23 protein-coding genes are annotated in these 21,401 nt (G+C 58.9%); 12 read left to right on the top strand and 11 right to left on the bottom strand.

Annotation, left to right across the window (positions count from 1 at the left end; genetic code table 11):
- Positions 1-26: 26 nt before the first annotated feature.
- Together ubiB and ubiE are read right to left on the bottom strand one after the other, a co-directional pair.
- On the bottom strand, positions 27-1,601 hold the full coding sequence (ubiB, locus tag QD336_RS06015; protein WP_499169813.1) for a 2-polyprenylphenol 6-hydroxylase: 1,575 nt from the start codon (positions 1,599-1,601) through the stop codon (positions 27-29).
- 36 nt (positions 1,602-1,637) lie between these two features.
- On the bottom strand, positions 1,638-2,414 hold the full coding sequence (ubiE, locus tag QD336_RS06010) for a bifunctional demethylmenaquinone methyltransferase/2-methoxy-6-polyprenyl-1,4-benzoquinol methylase UbiE (RefSeq protein ID WP_499169811.1): 777 nt from the start codon (positions 2,412-2,414) through the stop codon (positions 1,638-1,640).
- Between the two features lie 144 nt (positions 2,415-2,558).
- On the opposite strand from ubiE, the gene mutM reads away from it, so the two are divergent.
- The 4 genes from mutM (at position 2,559) to dnaA (ending at position 7,057) form a co-directional block, all read left to right on the top strand.
- Positions 2,559-3,455, top strand: coding sequence for a bifunctional DNA-formamidopyrimidine glycosylase/DNA-(apurinic or apyrimidinic site) lyase (gene mutM / locus QD336_RS06005; protein ID WP_499169809.1), 897 nt, complete (start codon positions 2,559-2,561; stop codon positions 3,453-3,455).
- A 46-nt stretch (positions 3,456-3,501) separates the two neighbouring features.
- Positions 3,502-4,263 (top strand): enoyl-CoA hydratase, encoded by a 762-nt coding sequence (locus tag QD336_RS06000; RefSeq protein ID WP_499170025.1) that lies wholly within the window; start codon positions 3,502-3,504, stop codon positions 4,261-4,263.
- A 195-nt stretch (positions 4,264-4,458) separates the two neighbouring features.
- Positions 4,459-4,725, top strand: coding sequence for a 30S ribosomal protein S20 (rpsT, locus tag QD336_RS05995; protein ID WP_269341670.1), 267 nt, complete (start codon positions 4,459-4,461; stop codon positions 4,723-4,725).
- Between the two features lie 868 nt (positions 4,726-5,593).
- Positions 5,594-7,057, top strand: coding sequence for a chromosomal replication initiator protein DnaA (gene dnaA, locus QD336_RS05990; RefSeq protein ID WP_269342412.1), 1,464 nt, complete (start codon positions 5,594-5,596; stop codon positions 7,055-7,057).
- 62 nt (positions 7,058-7,119) lie between these two features.
- On the opposite strand, the gene hemW is transcribed toward dnaA, so the two are convergent.
- From hemW to rph, 3 genes are read right to left on the bottom strand one after another with little or no spacing between them, the layout of a single operon-like run.
- Entirely contained in the window at positions 7,120-8,319 is a 1,200-nt protein-coding gene (gene hemW, locus QD336_RS05985; RefSeq protein WP_006310172.1) for a radical SAM family heme chaperone HemW, read from the bottom strand.
- 5 nt (positions 8,320-8,324) lie between these two features.
- A complete protein-coding gene (gene rdgB / locus QD336_RS05980) occupies positions 8,325-8,969 on the bottom strand; it encodes an RdgB/HAM1 family non-canonical purine NTP pyrophosphatase (RefSeq protein WP_269341672.1) in 645 nt (214 codons plus the stop codon).
- A gap of 17 nt (positions 8,970-8,986) precedes the next feature.
- On the bottom strand, positions 8,987-9,703 hold the full coding sequence (gene rph / locus QD336_RS05975; protein ID WP_269341674.1) for a ribonuclease PH: 717 nt from the start codon (positions 9,701-9,703) through the stop codon (positions 8,987-8,989).
- A gap of 135 nt (positions 9,704-9,838) precedes the next feature.
- Between rph and hrcA the strand changes: the two genes are divergently transcribed.
- Positions 9,839-10,930: a heat-inducible transcriptional repressor HrcA gene (hrcA, locus tag QD336_RS05970; protein WP_499169805.1), complete on the top strand. Its 1,092-nt coding sequence runs from the start codon at positions 9,839-9,841 to the stop codon at positions 10,928-10,930.
- A gap of 113 nt (positions 10,931-11,043) precedes the next feature.
- Positions 11,044-11,679, top strand: coding sequence for a nucleotide exchange factor GrpE (gene grpE, locus QD336_RS05965; protein WP_499169804.1), 636 nt, complete (start codon positions 11,044-11,046; stop codon positions 11,677-11,679).
- 82 nt (positions 11,680-11,761) lie between these two features.
- On the opposite strand, the gene ptsN is transcribed toward grpE, so the two are convergent.
- The 6 genes from ptsN to lptC form a co-directional block, all read right to left on the bottom strand.
- On the bottom strand, positions 11,762-12,223 hold the full coding sequence (gene ptsN, locus QD336_RS05960; RefSeq protein WP_003503792.1) for a PTS IIA-like nitrogen regulatory protein PtsN: 462 nt from the start codon (positions 12,221-12,223) through the stop codon (positions 11,762-11,764).
- 81 nt (positions 12,224-12,304) lie between these two features.
- Positions 12,305-12,877: a ribosome hibernation-promoting factor, HPF/YfiA family gene (hpf, locus tag QD336_RS05955; RefSeq protein WP_269341679.1), complete on the bottom strand. Its 573-nt coding sequence runs from the start codon at positions 12,875-12,877 to the stop codon at positions 12,305-12,307.
- A 234-nt stretch (positions 12,878-13,111) separates the two neighbouring features.
- Positions 13,112-14,656 (bottom strand): RNA polymerase factor sigma-54, encoded by a 1,545-nt coding sequence (gene rpoN, locus QD336_RS05950; RefSeq protein ID WP_499169802.1) that lies wholly within the window; start codon positions 14,654-14,656, stop codon positions 13,112-13,114.
- A 153-nt stretch (positions 14,657-14,809) separates the two neighbouring features.
- On the bottom strand, positions 14,810-15,619 hold the full coding sequence (lptB, locus tag QD336_RS05945; RefSeq protein WP_269341682.1) for an LPS export ABC transporter ATP-binding protein: 810 nt from the start codon (positions 15,617-15,619) through the stop codon (positions 14,810-14,812).
- A 9-nt stretch (positions 15,620-15,628) separates the two neighbouring features.
- Positions 15,629-16,192 (bottom strand): LptA/OstA family protein, encoded by a 564-nt coding sequence (locus QD336_RS05940; RefSeq protein ID WP_442864879.1) that lies wholly within the window; start codon positions 16,190-16,192, stop codon positions 15,629-15,631.
- Positions 16,193-16,205: 13 nt separating this feature from the next.
- Positions 16,206-16,871: an LPS export ABC transporter periplasmic protein LptC gene (gene lptC, locus QD336_RS05935; protein ID WP_269341684.1), complete on the bottom strand. Its 666-nt coding sequence runs from the start codon at positions 16,869-16,871 to the stop codon at positions 16,206-16,208.
- Between the two features lie 235 nt (positions 16,872-17,106).
- Between lptC and sppA the strand changes: the two genes are divergently transcribed.
- The 6 genes from sppA (at position 17,107) to lspA (ending at position 21,367) form a co-directional block, all read left to right on the top strand.
- Entirely contained in the window at positions 17,107-18,060 is a 954-nt protein-coding gene (gene sppA, locus QD336_RS05930) for a signal peptide peptidase SppA (RefSeq protein WP_499169801.1), read from the top strand.
- Positions 18,061-18,062: 2 nt separating this feature from the next.
- A complete protein-coding gene (locus QD336_RS05925) occupies positions 18,063-18,389 on the top strand; it encodes an integration host factor subunit beta (protein ID WP_219256707.1) in 327 nt (108 codons plus the stop codon).
- Positions 18,390-18,455: 66 nt separating this feature from the next.
- Positions 18,456-18,797, top strand: a complete 342-nt coding sequence (locus QD336_RS05920) for a LapA family protein (protein ID WP_269341688.1) — start codon at positions 18,456-18,458, stop codon at positions 18,795-18,797.
- A 91-nt stretch (positions 18,798-18,888) separates the two neighbouring features.
- On the top strand, positions 18,889-20,022 hold the full coding sequence (locus QD336_RS05915) for a class I SAM-dependent methyltransferase (protein WP_499169800.1): 1,134 nt from the start codon (positions 18,889-18,891) through the stop codon (positions 20,020-20,022).
- On the top strand, positions 20,019-20,879 hold the full coding sequence (locus tag QD336_RS05910; RefSeq protein WP_499169798.1) for a TrmH family RNA methyltransferase: 861 nt from the start codon (positions 20,019-20,021) through the stop codon (positions 20,877-20,879). Before QD336_RS05915 ends, QD336_RS05910 begins: the two co-directional genes overlap by 4 nt.
- The gene (gene lspA / locus QD336_RS05905) at positions 20,879-21,367 is read left to right on the top strand and encodes a signal peptidase II (RefSeq protein ID WP_499169797.1); all 489 of its coding nucleotides are present in this window, start codon (positions 20,879-20,881) and stop codon (positions 21,365-21,367) included. The genes QD336_RS05910 and lspA overlap by 1 nt, the downstream gene beginning before the upstream one ends.
- The last annotated feature ends 34 nt before the right edge of the window (positions 21,368-21,401 follow it).

Raw genomic sequence — 21,401 nt, 5'->3', positions numbered from 1 at the left:
TACACAAACATGGCACTAGCCGCCCGTCAGCTCACCCTGATCGCAATGTAGACAAGCGTCAGTGCGATCACCCAGAGCGCGATGCGCCCCCATTTGGTGTTGCGCGCTTCCGCCTTGCCGATGGCTTCCGCTGTCTGCGCGTCGAAACGCAGGCCGTTCTCGCTCATATACATCAGTTCGGAATGCAGTTTTTCCGTCTTGGCGGCGATCTCGGGTGCCGCTTCGGCGAGCTTGAGAGCGGCCTTTACGCCGTCCTTCAGATCGGTGACGATGCGCTTCGGCCCGAGATTGTCCCTGATCCAGCCGCCGACGACCGGATCGGCCGCCTTCCACATGTTGAAGCGGGGGTTGAGCATGCGCGACACGCCTTCCACCACCACCATGGTCTTTTGCAGCATGACGAGTTCCGGCCGCGTTTCCATGTCGAAAAGCTCGGTCACTTCGAAGAGCAGCGTCAGAAGCTTGCCCATGGAGATCGTCTCGGCCGGTTGGCCGTGGATCGGCTCGCCAATGGCGCGGATCGCCTGGGCGAAGCTGGCTTTATCGTGATGGCCCGGCACATAACCGGCCTCGAAATGCACTTCCGCCACCCGCATGTAGTCACGCGTAATGAAGCCATAGAGGATTTCGGCAAGGAAGCGGCGTTCCTTTTTGCCGAGGCGTCCGGCAATGCCCATATCCACGGCGACGATCTCGCCCTCGGCATCAACGAAGAGATTGCCGGGATGCATGTCGGCATGGAAAAAACCGTCGCGCAGCGTGTGCCGCAGGAAGGACTGGATCAGCGTGTCGGCCAGCTTGTTCAGGTCGTGACCGGCGGCCTTCAACCCTTCGATGTCCGACATCTTGACGCCGTCGATCCACTCCATGGTGACGACATCGCGGCCGGTGCGTTCCCAATCCACTTCCGGAACACGGAAGCCGGGATCTTGTCTGGTATTTTCCGCAAGTTCGGAAAGCGCGGCGGCCTCGAGCCGCAGATCCATCTCGATCTTGGTCGTCTGCTCCAGCGTGCGGGTAACCTCGACCGGGCGCAGGCGGCGGGCGGAGCGGACGAAACGCTGCTGCAGATCGGCGATCAGATACATCGCCTCGAGATCGTTCTGGAAACGCTGGCGCACGCCGGGGCGGATGACCTTGACGGCCACCTTGCGCGGCCCCTTCGGCGTATCCACCATGGCCGGATGCACCTGGGCGATGGAGGCGGCGGCAATCGGATCGCCGAATTCCCTGTAGAGATCAGATACCGACCGTCCGAGCGAGCCCTCGATATTGGCCTTCGCCGCGGCCGCCGGGAAAAAGGCCATGCGGTCCTGAAGGCTCGCGAGATCGTCGGCGAAGTCGGCACCCACCACATCCGGCCGGGTGGCAAGAAACTGGCCCATTTTCACATAAGAAGGCCCAAGCCGTTCGACAGCCACGGCCAGCCGGTCGCTTCGCTGCGCCCGTTTCGCCTTGCTGCGGGCGAAGGGCTTCAGCGCCGCTTTCAATAATTGGGCGGGAGCAGGCAGGTCATCGGACGGCAGGGCCAGCACGACGCCTTCGCGCACGAGAACCCAGCCAACCCTTGCGAGGCGGAAATATGCGCCCAAAGTACTCATGCTTATGCTTGTCTCCTGCGTCTGCCGGCCATGGTCTTAGAGCTTCCAGCCGGAATGCAGGGCGGCGATGCCGCCGGTGTAATTGGTATAGGTCACGCGGGAGAAGCCGGCCGAGCGGATCATCGTCGCGAAGTCTTCCTGATTGGGGAATTTGCGGATCGATTCGACCAGATATTGATAAGGCTCGGCGTCACCCGTGATCATCTTGCCGAATTGCGGAATGGCATTGAACGACCAGGCGTCATAAACGCGGTCAAGCAGCGGCATTTCGACCTCGGAAAATTCCAGCACCAGCAGCCGTCCGCCACGCTTCAACACACGGTGCGCCTCCTTCAGCGCAACATCGATGCGCGGCACGTTGCGAATGCCGAACGCGATCGTATAGGCGTCGAAACTGTTTGCCTCGAAAGGCAGTTCCTCGGCATTGGCCTCCACGAAGGTCAGATTGTCGGAGAGCTTCTTTTTTGCCGCACGTTCTTCGCCGACGGCCAGCATCGAGCCGTTAATGTCGAGAACGGTGGCATGCGCCAGACGGTTGGACGCTTCGATGATGCGGAAGGCGATATCGCCGGTGCCGCCCGCAACGTCCAGAACCTTGTAGGACGCATCCTTGCGTGGCGAAAGCGAAGAGACCATGGCGTCTTTCCACAGCCGGTGCAGGCCGGCCGACATCACGTCATTCATGATGTCGTAGCGTTTGGCCACTTTGTGGAAGACTTCGTTGACCAGCCCCTGCTTCCTGCCTTCGTCCACCTTGTGGAAGCCATAGGACGTTTCCATGCCGCCTTGGGCGGTGGTACGGGCGTCGGTCATCGTCTGTCTCCATAATTTATTGCGTGGCGGACCATAGCGGAAACGCCATGGCAACGCTATCTGTTGCCGCATCGCCTGGGCGCGACATTTCGCGTGCACTGTATAGACCACATGGTCCTAACGATAAACTGCCGGATAAGCCAGATGCCAGAATTGCCAGAAGTCGAAACCGTCAGACGCGGCCTCGCACCCGCCATGGAAGGCGCAAGGGTCCGTAAGCTCCATCTCGGCCGCCCCGATCTGCGTTTTCCGTTTCCTGCGGATTTCGCAGGGCTCATTGAGGGAAAGACGATCATATCGCTCGGGCGCAGGGCGAAATATCTTCTCATCGAGCTGGAGGGTGGGCTGACGATCGTGTCGCATCTCGGCATGTCCGGCTCGTTCCGCATCGAGGCGGAAAAGGGTGAGGGTGGTGATGCGCCCGGCGCGTTTCATCATGCTCGCTCGAAAGACGGCAAGCATGACCATGTCGTCTTTTATCTGGATAAAGGAGAAGAGCGCGTCTGCGTGATCTATAATGATCCGCGCCGCTTCGGTTTCATGCATCTGGTGGAGCGCAACAAGCTCGATCTTTACCCTGCCTTTGCCGAGCTTGGGCCCGAGCCGACGGGCAATGCGCTGAGCGCCGATTATCTGGCGAGCCGGTTTGAGGGCAAAAGCCAGCCGCTCAAAAGCACGCTGCTGGATCAGAAGGTCATTGCCGGGTTGGGCAATATCTATGTCTGCGAGGCGCTGTGGCGCGCCCATCTTTCTCCCTTGCGGGCGGCGGGAACGCTGGTGACGAAGGGTGGCAAGCCGAAAGCGCAGCTCATCGATCTGACGGACAAAATCCGCGACGTGATCGCCGATGCCATTGCTGCCGGCGGTTCCTCCCTGCGTGACCATATACAGACGGATGGGACGCTTGGTTATTTCCAGCATTCCTTTTCGGTCTACGATCAGGAAGGCCAGCCTTGCCGGACACCCGGCTGCGGGGGTACGGTTGAAAGGGTGGTGCAGGCCGGTCGTTCGACATTCTATTGTGCCGCCTGCCAGAAGTGACAGTGCTGCAAGTTACGGAGAAGGGGAGATTGCCGTGGACTATGAAATGATACTGGTCGAGAAACGCGATGAGGTGGGCGTCATCACGCTCAACCGCCCCAAGGCGCTCAACGCCCTCAATTCGGTGCTTCTGAAAGAGCTGCGGCACATTCTGTCTTCATTTTCTGCCGATGACTCCATTGGCGCCATCATTATCACCGGCTCGGAAAAGGCATTTGCCGCAGGGGCCGACATCAAGGAAATGCAGGGGCTGGATTTTGTCGATGCCTATGTCGGCGATTTTCTCGGCGGCTGGGACGATGTTGCGGCGACCCGCAAACCCGTTATCGCCGCTGTTTCCGGCTTTGCGCTCGGCGGCGGCTGCGAACTGGCGATGATGTGCGATTTTATCATCGCTTCGGACACGGCGAAGTTCGGCCAACCGGAAATCACCCTTGGCGTCATTCCCGGCATGGGCGGTTCCCAGCGTCTGACGCGGGCGGTGGGCAAGGCAAAGGCCATGGACCTGGTTCTGACCGGCCGGATGATGGATGCGGCGGAAGCCGAGCGCGCTGGTCTCGTATCGCGTGTCGTGCCGGCTGCAGACTTCATGGACGAGGCGGTGGAGGCCGCAACCCGCATCGCTTCCCTGTCGCGTGCTTCCGTTCTGATGGCCAAGGAAAGCGTCAACCGCTCCTTCGAAGTCCCGCTTGCCGAGGGGCTGAGATATGAAAGACGCGCCTTCCAGTCACTCTTTGCCACGGCGGACCAGAAGGAGGGCATGGCTGCCTTCGTTGAAAAGCGTAAACCCGCTTTCCGGAATCGCTAAGGATTCGGAATATCGGCGCTTTTAAGCATTTTGCGCGTTGACGGGCTCAAGCTTTAGCGGTATATGCCCGCCCACGGTTAAGGAAAGCCATCCGGCTTGTCCGAAATTACTCCCGCATTCTTGGGTTACGTGAGGTCGTCGAACGACCCGATCCTCTGGTTGCGGAATTTGGTTTGAATTCGAAGAGAGGCATACATGGCCAATACAACTTCGGCGAAAAAGGCGACCCGCAAGATCGCTCGCCGTACCGCAGTCAACAAGGCTCGCCGTTCGCGCGTTCGCGGCTTCATCCGCAAGGTCGAGGAAGCAATCGCTACCGGTGATCTCGCAATCGCCACCGAAGCTCTGAAGGCAGCTCAGCCTGAGATCCAGCGCGCCGCGACCAGGGGCGTCCTGCACGGCAACACCGCATCTCGCAAGGTGTCGCGTCTCGCACAGCGCGTGAAGGCTCTTTCCGCCTAATCCGGCTAATCACAAATAATTATTCTAAAAGCCTGGTCTTTTGACCGGGCTTTTTGTGATTCTAACCGCCCGTTAACCATTGCTGCCGTAACGTGACAAATGCGTGTCAGATGGACGACAGGAAAACTTAAATAAAAACAAGTGCTTGCTGGAGGTCTCCCGGAAAATGGGAAGCTTTCTCTACGGAAGTCGCGGCTAGTTTTGAGTCAAGCAGATTTTTATTTTTTCGGTAAAAACAGCTCTCAAAAATTGCCAAAATTGAATCTCATTGATTCATAAGCGATTCTGCTTCGCACCTCGTCGGTGATGCAAAACGGCCTTTGCGAGTCAATGGCCGATCTGAGTTTTTGCAGAAAAAACGCCATTGATCTCTCCCCACGATCCTGCCTAAATGCATTCCAACAAGGGATGCGGATCTCAGTCCACAGATTATCTCGATGATCGTATCGATGATATTGATCTCTTGCTGACGGGTCTTTCGGGGTCCGTTTTTTCAGGTCATGGAGCTTTTTGTGCCGTTTCGGTCTCGGAACGGGCAGGGGTTTTTTGTCCTCAAGAATGCGCCTTAAGGTTGTAACGAAAGGAGCGTTTTTAGCGTGTCGCAGGCCTCTCCATGAGGGGGAGGGAAATGGGATAACCGACTCGCAAACGGGTAGTCGCCTTTGACGTTCTTTCGAGGGGAACGCTGGGGGCAGAAATAAACGAGGGGGATCCCTGGCGATCGATCTTTGGTCGTCAGGCTATGATTGGCAATTTGAAAGGCGGCAATATGCAATTGAATTTGGCGATGGGTGCGGTGGCTGATGGGGACCGCGCACCAAAGGCATGTGATGCAGCTTGCTCAGATGCGGCAGGGGACAAATCGGCAATGAAGCACGATGCGCTGTTTGAACGTTTTAGCGCGCGGCTCAAGGCACAGGTTGGTCCGGAGGTCTATGCAAGCTGGTTCGCACGGCTCAAACTCCATACCGTTTCGAAAAGCGTCGTCCGCTTTACCGTTCCGACGACTTTTCTGAAGTCCTGGATCAACAACCGTTACATGGATCTGATCACCAACCTCGTCCAGAGCGAAGACCCGGACGTGCTGAAGGTGGAGATTCTCGTCCGTTCGGCGAGCCGCCCGGTCCGTCCGGCGCAGGCCGAAGAGCGGGCACATCCGGTTCCGGAAATTGGCGCGGCACCGCGTAACAAGTCCTTCATTCCGTCGCAGCCGGCGGCGGCGCCCGCAGCACAGCCTGCGGCAGCGCAGGCGACCCTGCGTCAGGGTGGTTCCGGGCCGTTGTTCGGCTCGCCACTCGACACACGTTTCACCTTCGACACCTTTGTCGAAGGCTCGTCCAACCGCGTTGCGCTTGCGGCGGCTAAGACGATCGCCGAAGCCGGTGCCGGTGCCGTGCGCTTTAATCCGCTGTTCATTCATGCGGGTGTCGGCCTTGGCAAGACACATCTTCTGCAGGCCATTGCCAATGCGGCGATCGACAGCCCGCGTAATCCGCGCGTGGTCTATCTGACGGCTGAATATTTCATGTGGCGTTTTGCGACTGCGATCCGCGACAATGACGCCCTGACGCTGAAGGACACGCTGCGCAATATCGACCTGCTCGTCATCGACGACATGCAGTTCCTGCAGGGCAAGATGATCCAGCACGAATTCTGCCACCTGCTGAACATGCTGCTCGACAGCGCCAAGCAGGTCGTGGTTGCGGCTGATCGTGCACCCTGGGAGCTGGAATCGCTCGATCCGCGCGTCCGGTCCCGTCTGCAGGGCGGCATGGCGATCGAGATCGAAGGTCCCGATTACGATATGCGTTATGAAATGCTCAACCGTCGCCTCGGCTCGGCGCGCCAGGATGATCCGTCCTTCGAGATTTCCGACGAAATCCTGACCCATGTGGCCAAGAGCGTGACGGCAAGCGGTCGTGAGCTTGAAGGCGCCTTCAACCAGCTGATGTTCCGCCGTTCTTTCGAGCCGAACCTCTCGGTTGATCGTGTCGATGAGCTGCTGTCGCACCTCGTCGGAACCGGTGAGGCCAAGCGCGTGCGCATCGAGGATATCCAGCGCATCGTTGCCAAGCACTATAATGTGTCGCGGCAGGAGCTGGTCTCCAACCGCCGCACCCGCGTCATCGTCAAGCCACGCCAGATCGCCATGTATCTGGCCAAGATGCTGACACCACGCTCCTTCCCGGAGATCGGTCGCCGTTTTGGCGGTCGCGACCACACCACGGTTCTGCATGCGGTGCGCAAGATCGAGGAACTGATTTCCGGCGACACCAAGCTCGGCCACGAGGTTGAGCTGCTGAAACGCCTGATCAACGAAAACAACGCATGAAAAAAGCGGCCTTCGGGCCGCTTTTTTATTGTTTATTGGGTGTAAGCAGGGTGGCGCTGGGTTCAGCAGGCGAGATCGGCGACGACCGCGTCCAGAATGAGCATGCCCGATGGGGTGCAGCGCAGCCGGGAATTGCCGAGCCTTTCCACGAAACCGTGTTGCAGAAGGAATTCCTCCTTCTCCGGATCGAGGTCGCGGCCGGAAAGATCGCTCCAGCGGGCGAGATCGATGCCTTCACGCAGGCGAAGGCCCATTAGCAGCAATTCATCAGCCTGTTCATCGACACCGAGCAATTCCTGATCGACCATGCCATGGCCTTCCCGCTCAACGGTTTCGAGCCAGGTCTCGGGGTGCCGCTCGGTGGCGGTGGCGAGCTTGGAAGCGCCTCGTGTCAGGCGTCCATGCGCACCGGGGCCGATGCCGGCATAATCACCGTAACGCCAGTAGGTGAGGTTATGGCGGCTTTCGGCGCCGGGCCGGGCGTGGTTGGAAACCTCATAGGCCGGCATGCCGTAACGCTCGGTGATTTCCTGCGTAGCCTCATAAAGCACGGCCGAATGTTCGCCATCCGGCACGATGAGTTTGCCGGCCTTGTGCAGGCCATAAAAGGGCGTGCCTTCCTCGATCGTCAGCTGGTAGAGCGACAGATGGTCGACGGCATAGGAGACAGCCTCCTTCAACTCGGCGTCCCATTCGGCGACCGTCTGGTTCGGGCGCGCATAGATGAGATCGAAGGACATGCGCGGAAAGATTTCCCGTGCCAGGCGGATGGCTTTCAAGGCGTCGGCAACATCATGCAGGCGGCCGAGGAATTTCAGGTCCCGGTCATTCAGCGCCTGCACGCCGAGCGAGACACGATTGACGCCTGCCGCCCGATAACCGCGAAACCGTTCCGCCTCGACGCTGGAAGGGTTGGCTTCCATGGTGATTTCGATACCGTCAGGCACATGCCAGAAGCGCGAGATGCCGTCCAGCAGGGCGCCGACCGTCTGCGGGTCCATCAGCGATGGTGTACCGCCGCCCATGAAGATGCTGGTCACGACACGCGGGCCGCTCAGCGTCCGCATGTGCTCCATTTCACGGAGAAAGGCCGCAGTAAACCGTTCCTGATCCACCGGCCGGTGGCGGACATGGCTGTTGAAATCGCAATAGGGGCATTTGGCCGCGCAGAAGGGCCAATGCAGATAGATCCCGAAACCGGGATCGCCCGTATCCGGCAGAAGCGATGCGCCGGGGGCAGAAAGTTGGTGCTCCCCGACCATCGGGTTCATGCCTCCAGGCAGGTTTCTACGAATTTTTTAAACGCGCGGGCGCGGTGAGAAAGTGCGAAAGCATCGCCATGTTTCCAGCCGTGTTTTTCATCCGCGCTCATTTCGCCGAATGTGGTGTCGTATCCCTCGGGTTTAAAGACGGGATCATAACCGAAACCGCTCGTTCCGCGCGGCGGCCATACCACCGTGCCTTCCACCTCGCCACGGAAATATTCGACATGCCCATCCGGCCAGGCCAGGCACAGCACGCTGACGAAGCGGCCGGTGCGATCTTCCGGTTTGGATGCGCCACGCTCGGCAAGCGCATTCTCGACCTTCTGCATCGCCATGGCGAAATCGCGCGTACCGTCGGCCGTCTCTGCCCAATTGGCGGTATATACACCGGGAGCACCGTCAAGCGCATCGATCACCAGACCGGAATCGTCGGACAAAGCCGGCAGGCCAGATGCCTTTGCGGAGGCAAGCGCCTTGATGGCGGCATTTTCCTCGAAGGTCGTGCCCGTTTCGTCCGGCTCTACAAAATTCAGCTCCGCCGCCGATTTGGCCGAAAAACCGAAAGGTCCGATCAGATCGGCGATTTCGGCAATCTTGCCCTTGTTGTGGCTGGCGACGACGATCGTTCTGGTATCGAGCTTGCGCATGGCGTTTTCCTGTCGGCTCAGGCGATGGCCTGTTTCTGAAGGGAGACCAGCTCGCTGCATCCGGCCTTGGCAAGACCGAGCAGCGTCAGGAATTCTTCCTCGGAGAAGGGGGCGCCTTCTGCCGTTCCCTGAACCTCGACGATGCCGCCGGAGCCGGTGATGACGAAATTCGCATCGGTTTCGGCGGAGGAATCCTCAAGATAATCGAGATCGATCACCGGCTGGTTGGCGAAGATGCCGCAGGAGATCGCGGCGATGTGGTCCTTCAAAACCTTCTCGACCTTGATCATGTTGCGGGTTTCCATCCATTTCAGGCAGTCATGCAGGGCAATCCATGCGCCGGTGATGGAGGCGGTGCGGGTGCCGCCATCGGCCTGGATGACGTCGCAGTCGATGCTGATCTGACGCTCGCCGAGAGCCTGCAGGTCAACAACGGCACGCAGCGAGCGGCCGATGAGGCGCTGGATTTCCTGCGTGCGGCCGCCCTGCTTGCCGGATGCGGCCTCGCGCTTCATGCGTTCATGGGTGGAGCGCGGCAGCATGCCGTATTCGGCGGTGACCCAGCCCTTGCCACTGTTGCGAAGCCATGGCGGCGTCTTTTCTTCAAGGCTGGCGGTGACGAGCACATGCGTGTCGCCGAATTTCACGAGACAGGAGCCTTCGGCATGTTTCGAGAAATTGCGCTCGAAGGAAACCTTGCGCATCTGGTCGGTTTTTCTGCCTGAAGGCCGCATATGATCCACTCTCCATGTTGGTTCCTGCCTTCTAAGGTGCGCTCCGGGCTTTTGCAAAGCCAATTTCCATTTTGCCGCGGCGTTGCAACGCATTATATTGGTGCAAGCTGGTTTGAACGACAAAGAACGGACGAAATGGGTTTTTCCGCACCGCTATCAAAAGATCAGGCATCACTGCTGGATGAACGGTCTCGGGAAATTTTCAGGCGCATCGTCGAAGGCTATCTCGATACGGGTGAGCCGCTCGGATCACGCAGCCTGTCGCGGCTTTTGCCGATGTCGCTGTCTCCGGCCTCCGTCCGCAACGTCATGAGCGACCTGGAGGAGCTTGGCCTCATCTATTCGCCGCATATCAGCGCCGGGCGCTTGCCCACGCAGACGGGGCTGCGCTTCTTCGTTGATGCCTTCATGCAGGTGGGCGATCTGCCGGCCGAGGAAAGGGCGAATATCGACCGTCAGATCGGGCCGGTCGCCGGCCACGAACAATCGCTGGAAGGCTTGTTGACGGAAGCGAGCCGCATGCTCTCAGGCATGTCGCGAGGCGCGGGCCTTGTATTGACAGCGAAGAACGACGTCATCCTCAAACATGTGGAATTCATCAGGCTGGAGCCCACCAAGGCGCTCGCCGTGCTGGTGGGCGACCACAATCAGGTCGAAAACCGCATCATCGAACTGCCGGCCGGCATTTCCTCCTCGCAATTGACCGAGGCGGCGAATTTCATCAATGCCCATCTGTCCGGGCAGACGTTGCAGGAACTGCGTGGCCAGTTCCAGACACAGCGGGCGGAGCTGCGATCGGAACTCGGCATATTGGCGCAGGATCTCGTGGAGCGTGGTCTGGCGGTCTGGGCGGGTGACAATGAGGAAGGCAAGCTCGGGCGGCTCATCGTTCGCGGCCGCTCCAACCTGCTCGAAGGGCTGGCCGGTGAGGAAGACATCGATCGTGTACGCCTGCTGTTCGACGATCTGGAGCGCAAGGAAAATCTGATCGAGATACTCAATCTTGCCGAAAGCGGTTCGGGGGTGAGGATTTTCATCGGCTCGGAAAACAAGCTCTTTTCGCTTTCCGGTTCGTCGCTGATCGTCGCGCCCTATCGCGACGAGGAAAACCGCGTCGTGGGTGCGGTCGGCGTCATCGGTCCCACCAGGCTGAACTATGCCCGCATCGTGCCCATGGTGGATTACACGGCGCAGATCATGGCGCGCCTTTCCCGCAAGCAGAGATAGGACAGACCCGCAAGGTCGGAGAATGCGGCAAGCTTTTCGCCGCAAGCCTTGATTTTTGCCCGTCAAAGCTCGATATCGGGCGCAACCGACAACATTCAAATCTGGAGAACGTCATGACCGACGATACAAAAAAGCCCGGACCTGACGCGGACGTCGCCGAAGAGCTTATTGAACCCGCATTTGCCGGGGAAGAGCCCGCTGATGCTGCCGAGCCCGATCCGGCCGAGCTGCTCAAGGCGGAAAATGCCGATCTGCGCGACAAATTCCTGCGCCTTGCGGCCGAAATGGACAATCTTCGCCGCCGCACGGAACGCGATGTCAAGGATGCAAAGGCCTATTCTCTGGCCGGTTTTGCGCGCGACATGCTCGCCGTTTCCGACAATCTTCGCCGCGCGCTGGAAGCCATTCCGGACGAACTCAAGACCAATGGCGAAGCCGGTCTCAACGGCCTGATCGAAGGCGTCGAGATGACCGAGCGCTCGATGCTGTCGACGTTGGAACGCCATGGCGTGAAGAAGATAGATGCCGAGGGCCAGAAGTTCGACCCGAATTTCCATCAGGCCATGTTCGAAATTCCGAACCCGGCGGTTCCGAACAATACCGTGCTGCAGGTGGTTCAGGCCGGCTTCACGATTGGTGACCGTGTGCTGCGTCCCGCCATGGTCGGTGTCGCCAAGGGCGGACCGAAGGTGGAGACCGCCGCCTCGGCGGAGCCGGGCACGTCGTCTCTCAATGAAAAGGATGCGTAAGGCATTTGTCCTTACGTCACAAAAAAACGCGCCTTAAGGGCGCGTTTTTTATTGCCATTACACTGAGGGGATCGGCTTGCGATCAAGCCGCCGTCGCCTGTTCCTGATTGAGGAAGGCGTAGATTGCCGTATCGGAATCGGTGGCACGCAGCTTGGCCACCAGTTCGGGGTCACGCAATGCGCGCGCAATGCGGGACAGCGCCTTCAGGTGATCCGCGCCAGCGCCCTCGGGCGCGAGCAGCAGGAAAACCAGGTCGACCGGCTGGTCGTCCAGCGCTTCGAAATCGACCGGCGTTTCAAGGCGCGCGAAAACGCCAGTGATCTGATGAATGCTGTTGAGCTTGCCATGCGGAATGGCAATGCCGTGGCCCACACCGGTGGAGCCAAGTTTCTCACGCTGGAGGATGACGTCGAAAACTTCCCGTTCCGAGACTCCGGTAATTCTGGCTGCCTTTGCAGCCAGCTCCTGAAGCAATTGCTTTTTGGAATTCACCTTGAGGGCGGGAATAATCGCATCTTGTTGCAGCAAATCTGCCAACGCCATTCTCTTTTTCCTTCATGCCATCGAGACGATGCAGGAGGCAGACACGCGTTGCGCTCTGCCTCCCATGTCTTGTCAGACTGTTCAGCTCTTGATCGTTTCCGCGTCGATCCAGCCAATATTGCCGTCGTGACGCCGGTAAACGATGTTGAGATATTCCTTGCCGGGGCTGCGGAACAGCAGAACCGGCTCATCGGTCATGTCGAGCGCCATAACGGCACTGGCGACGGACATGGTCTTAATCTGTTTCGAACTCTCCGCCACGATGGTGGGTGCATAGTCTTCGGGAACCTCGTGGTCCTCATCGGGAACAGCATCCATCACCGTATAGGCGATTTCCGACAGCGCGCCGTTCAAACCACTGTGGTGGTCCTTCAGCTTGCGCTTGTAGCGACGCAGGCGCTTTTCAATCCGCTCTGCAGCGGCATCGAAGCTGGCTTGTGGATCATTTGCCTGACCCGCCGCATGCAACACAACGCCGGTATCGAGATGCAGCTTGCAATCGGCGGCAAAACGCGATCCGGACTTCTCCACGGTCACCTGGCCTGAATACCCCCCATCGAAGTATTTGGTAACCGCCAGACCTATATTGTCCTCGATCCGCTGGCGGAAAGATTCACCGATCTCCATATGTTTACCAGATACACGCACACTCATGGAAATTTTCCTTTTTGTAGTGATTTGCGAGTACCAGCTTACGTCAAGCCGCGCGCGCATCCAAGCGTTTCGAAGACCTTAAAAAGCCCCCATTCGAATTTTACGCCCATGGACGGTGGAGATTATTCCGTTACAAATGACCTTGCTTACGTGTGCGGCGGGCTTCTAGCCCTTGCCGTGGCAAGAGTCAATGGTGCGGCAAAAAACCGCCATAAACGTGATCAGGTTCATTGCTCAGAAGGCGGAGAGCTTGGCTTGCGCCTTCTTTTCCCGGCGCCGCTGCACGGAGGAGGGAATGTTCATCGCCTCGCGATATTTGGCGACGGTGCGGCGGGCGATATCGATGCCGCTCTTTTTCAGATTGTCGACAATATCATCGTCGGAAAGGACTGCCTCGGCGGCTTCCTGCGCGATCATGGCCTTGATGCGGTGACGCACCGCTTCCGCCGAATGGCTGTCGCCGCCTTCCACGGCGCTGATCGACACGCTGAAGAAATATTTCAGCTCGAACAATCCGCGCGGTGTCAGCATGTATTTCTTCGACGTCACCCGGCTGACGGTGGATTCATGCATCTTGATGGCGTCGGCCACCGTCTTGAGGTTCAGCGGGCGCAGATGGTCGACGCCGTTGACGAGGAAGGCATCCTGCTGCCGTACGATTTCGGTGGCGACCTTCATGATCGTCCGGGCACGCTGGTCGAGGCTGCGGGTCAGCCAATGGGCCGTCTGCATGCACTCGGCCAGGAAATCTTGGTCCTCTCCGGCGCGGGCCTTATGTTTTGAAACCTCCGCGAAGTAGCTCTGGTTGATGAGCACGCGCGGCAGGGTATCGGGATTGATCTCCACCAGCCAGCCGCCGGTGGAGGAAGCGCGCACGATGATGTCGGGAACGATGGTCTCCGAAACCATCGAATCGTAACCTGCGCCGGGACGGGGATTGAGCGTGCGGATTTCCGCCAGCATGTCGAGAAGGTCTTCCTCATCGACGCCGCAGAGTTTTTTCAGGGCGGCGAAATCACGTTTCGCCAGAAGCTCGAGATTGTCCACAAAAGCCCGCATGGCCGGGTCGAGCCGGTCCTTCTGGGCGAGCTGGATCGCCAGACATTCGCTCAGCGAGCGCGCAAATATGCCGGGGGGGTMAAAACCCTGAAGCGTTTTCAAAACCTGCGCCACCGCCGATGGGGCGGCCCCCAGCCGTTCGGCGACGTCATCGACGGCATCCGCCGCGATATAGCCGGTCTCGTCGAGCTGGCCAATCAGTGCATCGGCAATCATCCGGTCCTCGGCGGCGGAGATGGCGAGCGGCAGTTGCTGATTGAGATGGTCGCCAAGGCTCTGTCGGGCCGCGACGAAGTCGTCCAGGTCGTAGCTTTCTCCCGACTCCTGGCCGGGCATGGATTTCCATTGGCTCGCCAGTTCGGGCGCATCGGCCTTTCTCGGTTCGCCATCATCGGGAAAGACGTTTTCGAAGCTGGTGTCGAGCTGCTCGCCAAGATTGGTGGCGCGGTCCCCATACCAGTCGTCGCTGTCCGGCGTCACCCTGGCGGCCGCGTCCAAAGCTTCGCCGTCGCTGAAAGTTTCCGCCTCCGCTGAAGTCTCGCCGCCCAAATCGCCATCGTTTGCCGCAATTTCCAGCAGCGGATTGCGCTCCACCTCCTGCGCGATGAACTGCGTCAGCTCAAAATGCGTCATCTGAAGCAGCTGGATGGACTGCATCAGTTGCGGTGTCATCACAAGAGACTGGTTTTGACGCAGCAAAAGGCTGGCAGACAATGCCATGGCGGACGCGAAACTCCCCTTACAGCTTCTCCATTGCCACAGTTTTCATAAATTTTGCGGAGGCGATGGAACTTGGCCCAAAAATTGCTTTTTTATCTTGTTTGGTCAAGCGTCAGGGTGGGGCGCGATGAAGAATCTTTCGCGCCCTATAGTTTAAAGGCTGAAATTATTGCCGAGATAGAGGCGGCGTACATCCGGATTGTTGACGATATCGTCCGGACGTCCATGGGTCAGCACTTCGCCGGCATGGATAATATAGGCGCGGTCGATGAGGCCGAGTGTTTCACGGACATTATGGTCCGTCACGAGAACGCCGATGCCGCGCGCCGTCAGGTGCCGCACCAGATTCTGGATGTCGCTGACCGAAATCGGGTCGACGCCGGCGAATGGCTCGTCCAGCAGCATGAAGGTCGGATCGGTCGCGAGTGCACGCGCGATTTCCAGACGCCGCCGCTCACCGCCCGAAAGCGCCACGGCGGGCGATTTGCGCAATTGCGCAATGTGGAACTCTTCCAGCAGCTCGTCGAGCTTGCGGTTGCGCTTGGCCGCATCGGGCTCATGCACTTCCAGCACGGCGCGGATGTTTTCCTCGACCGTCAGACCGCGGAAAATCGAGGCTTCCTGCGGCAGGTAACCGACGCCGAGACGGGCGCGCCTGTACATCGGCATGGTGGTGACATCATTGCCGTTGATGGCGATCTTGCCGGTATCGACGGGCACCAGGCCCGTGATCATATAAAAACAGGTGGTTTTACCGGCGCCGTTCGGGCCGAGCAGCCCGACGGCCTCGCCACGGCGCACGACCAGCGAAACGCCGTTGACGACACGTCGCGTATTATAGGTCTTCGTCAGACCATGCGCGATCAACGTGCCCTGATAGGGGGTCTTGTCGACCGGTGAGGCCGCGCCCGCGGATCGGCTGCGCCCGCCGCCGAATATTTTTGAGATCGAAGGTATCTTCACGAGGAAAGACTACTGTTTTTTCTGGGACTTCGGATCAAGCATGATCCGGACGGGGCCGCCGCAGCTTTCAAGCTTTGCCTGTCCCGTATTCATCAGAACGGTGAGCTTGCAACCGGTGAAGACATTCGTGCCTTCAGACAGCACGACCTGTTTGCCGGTCAGGATGAATGTCTGCGCCGCCATGTCGAATTCGCCGTGGTCGGCCGTGGCCTTCTGCGTTTCGGAGGTCAGGTAGACATTGTTGTCGACGAAGATTTTTTCGATATTGGCGTCGCCGCTGGTCAGCGAAGAGCCTTCGCCCTTGTAATTTACCGTCATCTTGCCGGCCTGAAGCGTGGTCGTGCCCTGCACAACCTTAACATTGCCGGTGAAATAGGCCTTGCGCTCCTGATCGCGAATCTCGAGCTGATCGCTTTCGATCGCGATCGGCTGGTCGCCGGAGAGCTTGACGCCCTGCATGTTGCTGGTCGTGTTCTGTGCCACAGCCACGGTTGCAAGACACGAAAAAACAAGACCTGCGGCTGCGAGGCCTGCGGTTCTGCCGAGGGAAACGGGACGGGAAATTTGCATCATCTGGACCGGGCTCTCACTTGCCTTCATTCTTGATATTGGATGCAGCGATACGTGCCCGTACCTGCCCCGAAAATGTAATAGTCTTGCCATTATCGGCGATGTCAATCGATTGCGCAACAATCGAGCCGTCGTTTGTTTTGATCGAAACCGGCTCCTGGCTGCTCATTTTCCCGGCCTTCAGATCGACATCCGCAGACTGGAACTTCGCTTGTATGCCATTGCTGAGATTGATGTCAAAAGGGGCGGTCATCTTCAGCTTGTTGGTGGCCCGGTCGAAGATACCTTCCTTGGCGATCACCTGCGCGACGCTGTCGTTTACCGGTACTGCCGCCAGAACCTTCTCAAGCGTCATGAGGTTGGGGTTGGCGATGTCCTGCAACGCACGGTCGGCGTTCATGGAATAATCGATCCCCTTCTCGTTGCGGCCGGCAACGGCGGGCTTTTCCATCACGATCTTGCCGTCCTCTATTCTCGCACTTTCAAGCGAGACCTCCTCGGGTGCCCAGGTCCGGATGACCGAAACGGCAATGAAGGCGAGCGAAATGATCGCCGCGCCGAGCGGCAGGATGATTTTCAGCCGTTTCACGCGCGCGGAATGCCTCAGCGCGTTGTCATAGGCGCCGTTCTGGTCATTGGGCAGCGAAAATGCTGGCGCGGGTTCGCGGAGTCTTTCGAGCATAAGAGTGGGTCCGGAATGCTTCTCGGGCGCCATTCTGGCGCACAATCGAAGCTTGTGTCTCTATCTAAATGTCTTTGGCATGAGTGCTTTGTCCTGCCAATATGGTTTTTGTCTGGAAAGGTGCAAGGGAAATGCGAATTTTATCGTAATTCTGGTTTCCTTATTGTTTCCTTGCGGCGTCGCGCTAGAAGAACCATATGGCCTGAAGCGCAAAGGCGGATGACAGAGGTTTTCGATGGATAATATGGCGATAGCGGATCGCAGGCGGTTGCGCCGCAAGCTGACTTTCTGGCGGATTGCCGCCGTTCTCCTGCTCGTTGCCGGCGCTTTCGGTCTTTACCGGTTTTTCTGGGAAGAGCCGCAGAAGAGCGAGAAGCCCCATATCGCCCGCGTCGAGGTCTCCGGTCTCATCCAGGACAATACCGAACTTCTGGAGCGGCTCGACAAGATCGCCAAGAGCGACAATGTCAAAGGGCTGATCGTGTCGATTTCCTCGCCCGGCGGCACCACCTATGGCGGTGAGCGCATCTTCAAGGCCATTCGCGGCGTGGCGGAAAAGAAGCCGGTCGTTTCCGATGTCCGCACGCTGGCGGCTTCCGCCGGCTATATGATCGCCTCCGCCGGCGATGTCATCATCGCCGGGGAAACCTCGATCACCGGCTCGATCGGTGTGATCTTCCAATATCCTCAGATCGGCCAGCTGATGGACAAGCTCGGCGTCTCGCTGCAGGAAATCAAGTCCTCGCCGATGAAGGCGGAGCCTTCGCCCTTCCATGAGGCGCCCGAAGAGGCCAAGACGATGATCCGCGCCATGGTGATGGACAGCTATGGCTGGTTCGTCGATCTGGTCGCCGATCGCCGCAAATTGCCGCGTGAGGATGTGCTGAAACTGGCGGATGGCTCGATCTTCACCGGTCGCCAGGCGCTCGCCAACAGGCTGGTCGATACGCTGGGCGGCGAAAAGGAAATTCGCAGCTATTTCGAAACACGCGGTGTAGCCAAGGATTTGCCGATCGTCGAATGGCGCGCGCCGTCGTCCCGTTCGCCTTTTGCGCTTTTCAGTGTTGCGCAAATAGCGAAGTTTCTGGGATATGACGATTTAATACCCTTTGCGGGGCCCAGCCAGCTCGGTGCGGACAAGTTGTTTCTTGACGGTCTTGTTTCCGTTTGGCAGGTTGAGCCGCGTTAAAAATCCAATTCTTTCAGGGGGCAACCGTGATCAAGTCTGAACTGGTGCAGATCGTTGCTGCGCGTAACCCGCACCTTTATCACCGCGATGTGGAAAACATCGTCAATGCGGTGCTGGATGAAATCACCGATGCCCTGGCGGCGGGAAATCGTGTCGAGCTTCGCGGTTTCGGCGCATTTTCGGTGAAGAACCGTCCGTCCCGCTCGGGCCGGAACCCTCGCACGGGTGAATCGGTTTTCGTCGAGGAAAAATGGGTGCCCTTCTTCAAGACGGGTAAGGAACTGCGTGAGCGCCTGAACCCGGGTATGGGCGACGAAGAGGACGATTGATCGTTCTGACGCCTGGCGGACTGAAAAGGAGCCGGCGGAACACCCGCAGCGATGGAGTATTGTCGGATGTCGAAAAAAATCATCAACCTCATCATCCTGCTTCCGCTGGCGATCATCCTCGTCATCCTGTGCGTGGCCAACCGTCAGTCCGTGACGCTGGCGCTCAATCCCTTCCGACCGGAGGATGGCGTGCTGTCCTTCACCGCGCCATTTTTCGTCTTCCTGTTTCTGGCGGTCATTTCTGGTGTTCTGCTGGGGTCGGCGGCCACCTGGTTCGCCCAGGGCAAACATCGCAAACGCGCCCGTATCGAAGCGAAAGAGGCCGTCCGCTGGCACGAGGAAGCGAACCGCCAGAAAGCCGCCGCTACCGGACAGCCGCCGCATGCGGGACAGCTCCCGGCAAAGTGATGGCGCCGACATTTGTTCCGGCTCTAGGCGAGTGCCGCGTGTAATGCTATTTGCTGCGCAATAACACGCGGGCAGAAGCGGAAAGATTCCATTGAAGAAAAAAGACAGCCGGCCGGGCAATCGCGCGCGCGCCGGGAGCGAAAAAAAACAGGTTCATGCCGCAAAGCCGGCACGCCGTGCGGATGCCGCGCCGAAAAAGCGCGAGCCCGATGCGGTGCGTAGCGTGCCGAAAGCCACGCCGAAGGAAAAGGTTACCGCAGCGCCCGCCCTTGAGCAGGTGCCTCCGCGTCCCCTCAAGCAGCGCACCGGAGAATTGCCCGCAGAACAGGTTCCCGTCATTCTGGAATCGAGTGGCGCGGGTGATTTTCACCTCATCGACAGCGGCAACGGCCTGAAGCTCGAACAATATGGCGATTACCGTATCGTCCGTCCGGAGGCGCAGGCTCTCTGGCAGCCTTCCGTTCCCGACCGCGTGTGGCAGAATGCCGATGCCATCTTTACCGGCGATACGGATGAAGACGGTATGGGCCGCTGGCGCTTTCCAAAGGCGGCGCTGGGCGAAACCTGGCCATTGTCCCTGCTGGGTGTTGATTTTCTTGGACGCTTCACGGCGTTTCGGCATGTCGGGGTCTTTCCGGAACAGATCGTGCATTGGGAATGGCTGAAATATGCCGTCGAGACGGCCGACCGGCCGCTGAAAGTGCTCAACCTGTTCGGTTACACCGGCGTCGCCTCGCTGGTCGCTGCGGCAGCCGGTGCTGAAGTGACCCATGTCGATGCTTCCAAGAAGGCGATTGGTTGGGCCAAGGAAAATCAGGCGCTCGCCGGGCTGGAACAGGCGCCGATCCGCTGGATCTGCGAAGACGCCATGAAGTTCATCCAGCGCGAAGAACGCCGCGGCAACAGCTATGACATCATCCTCACCGATCCGCCGAAATTCGGTCGCGGCACCCATGGTGAAGTCTGGCAATTGTTCGACCACCTGCCGCTGATGCTGGATATCTGCCGGGAAATCCTGTCGCCCAAGGCGCTTGGTCTGGTGCTGACGGCCTATTCCATTCGGGCCAGCTTCTATTCGATGCATGAGCTGATGCGCGAAATCATGCGCGGCGCCGGCGGTGTCGTCGCATCCGGCGAACTGGTCATCCGCGAGGCCGGGCTTGATGGCAAGACGCCGGGCCGGGTGCTTTCCACATCGCTGTTCAGCCGCTGGGAGCCGAAATGACGAAGGACATGCGCGAAAACACCACGCGCCGGGTTGGCCAGGTCAAGGAAGTGACGAGCCTTGCCAATCCCATCATCAAGGATATCAAGGCGCTCACCCAGAAAAAGGGCAGGGAAGAGACCGGCACCTTCATGGCTGAAGGTTTGAAGCTGGTCATCGACGCGCTCGAACTCGGCTGGACGATCAAGACGCTGGTTTACGCCAAGGCTGCCAAGGGCAAGCCGCTGGTGGAGCAGGCGGCGGTAAAGACCGTCGCATCGGGTGGTCTGGTGCTCGAAGTCAGCGAAAAGGTCATCGCCTCGATCACCCGCCGCGACAATCCACAGATGGTCGTCGGTATTTTCGAACAGAAATGGAAGCCACTGAAGGATATCCGCCCGGAAAAGGGCGAGACCTATATCGCGCTCGACCGGGTGCGCGATCCCGGCAATCTCGGCACCATCATCCGCACGGCGGATGCGGCCGGCGCCTCGGGCGTCATTCTGGTCGGCGATTGCACTGATCCATTTTCGCTGGAGACGGTGCGCGCCACCATGGGTTCGGTCTTCGCCACACCCGTCGCCCGCGCGTCCGTCGAGGAATTCCTCGCCTGGAAAAAATCGGCTCATGTCAGCGTCGTCGCCACGCATCTTGCCGGTTCCGTGGATTATCGAAAGATCGACTATGCCGGCAAACCGGTGGTGATCCTGATGGGCAATGAACAATCCGGCCTGCCGCCGGAACTGGCCGACAAGGCCGACCAGCTGGCCCGCATCCCCCAGCAGGGCCGCGCCGACAGCCTCAATCTCGCCATCGCAACGGCCGTCATGCTGTTTGAAGCACGGCGACATCTCCTCGAACTCGCACCGGTGACGTAATGGCCAAAGCGGCATTGTTCTCGAAATTCGCTCCGGCTTTTGCGCTGATCGTTGCCGCACTGGTGCTGGATCAGATCGTCAAGCAGCTGGTCGAGGCCTATCTGCCGCTGCAGGAGATGGTTCCGGTGGCGCCGTTTCTGGCGCTTTACCGCACCTATAATCTCGGTGTCGCCTTTTCGATGCTGGAGGACATGCACGGCTGGTTCATTGTCAGCATGCGGCTCGTCATCGTGGTCTTCGTTTTGTGGCTGTGGCGCAAGACGGCGGCGGACCGCACCTTCGCCCATCTCGGCTTTGCCTTCATTATCGCCGGTGCGGCTGGCAATCTTCTCGACCGCTTTTTTTACGGCCACGTCATCGACTATATCCTGTTTCACACGCAGACATGGTCGTTTGCCGTGTTCAATCTGGCTGACAGTTTCATAACCATCGGTGCGGCCTGCGTCATTCTCGATGAATTTCTGCACGCCCGGGTGGCCAAAAAGTAAAATTTTAGCGTTTCAGCCAAACATATCAAAACCG

Source organism: Rhizobium sp. BR 250 (assembly GCF_047445855.1).
GTDB classification, from domain to species: Bacteria; Pseudomonadota; Alphaproteobacteria; order Rhizobiales; family Rhizobiaceae; genus Agrobacterium; species Agrobacterium tumefaciens_I.
The sequence above is the reverse complement of the archived record's forward strand: the minus strand, read 5'-3'. Positions and strand labels throughout refer to the sequence as shown.

Coding starts and splice junctions, on each gene's coding strand:
- rdgB (WP_269341672.1), bottom strand. CDS start 8,969: ATGCGCAAGCTCGATACCAGAACGATCGTCGTCGCCAGCCACAACAAG.
- grpE (WP_499169804.1), top strand. CDS start 11,044: ATGACCGACGATACAAAAAAGCCCGGACCTGACGCGGACGTCGCCGAA.
- QD336_RS05940 (WP_442864879.1), bottom strand. CDS start 16,192: ATGATGCAAATTTCCCGTCCCGTTTCCCTCGGCAGAACCGCAGGCCTC.
- hemW (WP_006310172.1), bottom strand. CDS start 8,319: ATGGTCGGGGAGCACCAACTTTCTGCCCCCGGCGCATCGCTTCTGCCG.
- QD336_RS05910 (WP_499169798.1), top strand. CDS start 20,019: ATGACGAAGGACATGCGCGAAAACACCACGCGCCGGGTTGGCCAGGTC.
- lspA (WP_499169797.1), top strand. CDS start 20,879: ATGGCCAAAGCGGCATTGTTCTCGAAATTCGCTCCGGCTTTTGCGCTG.
- sppA (WP_499169801.1), top strand. CDS start 17,107: ATGGATAATATGGCGATAGCGGATCGCAGGCGGTTGCGCCGCAAGCTG.
- rph (WP_269341674.1), bottom strand. CDS start 9,703: ATGCGGCCTTCAGGCAGAAAAACCGACCAGATGCGCAAGGTTTCCTTC.
- mutM (WP_499169809.1), top strand. CDS start 2,559: ATGCCAGAATTGCCAGAAGTCGAAACCGTCAGACGCGGCCTCGCACCC.
- hpf (WP_269341679.1), bottom strand. CDS start 12,877: ATGAGTGTGCGTGTATCTGGTAAACATATGGAGATCGGTGAATCTTTC.
- QD336_RS06000 (WP_499170025.1), top strand. CDS start 3,502: ATGATACTGGTCGAGAAACGCGATGAGGTGGGCGTCATCACGCTCAAC.
- rpsT (WP_269341670.1), top strand. CDS start 4,459: ATGGCCAATACAACTTCGGCGAAAAAGGCGACCCGCAAGATCGCTCGC.
- ubiB (WP_499169813.1), bottom strand. CDS start 1,601: ATGAGTACTTTGGGCGCATATTTCCGCCTCGCAAGGGTTGGCTGGGTT.
- ptsN (WP_003503792.1), bottom strand. CDS start 12,223: ATGGCGTTGGCAGATTTGCTGCAACAAGATGCGATTATTCCCGCCCTC.
- hrcA (WP_499169805.1), top strand. CDS start 9,839: ATGGGTTTTTCCGCACCGCTATCAAAAGATCAGGCATCACTGCTGGAT.
- dnaA (WP_269342412.1), top strand. CDS start 5,594: ATGAAGCACGATGCGCTGTTTGAACGTTTTAGCGCGCGGCTCAAGGCA.
- QD336_RS05920 (WP_269341688.1), top strand. CDS start 18,456: ATGTCGAAAAAAATCATCAACCTCATCATCCTGCTTCCGCTGGCGATC.
- ubiE (WP_499169811.1), bottom strand. CDS start 2,414: ATGACCGACGCCCGTACCACCGCCCAAGGCGGCATGGAAACGTCCTAT.
- lptC (WP_269341684.1), bottom strand. CDS start 16,871: ATGCTCGAAAGACTCCGCGAACCCGCGCCAGCATTTTCGCTGCCCAAT.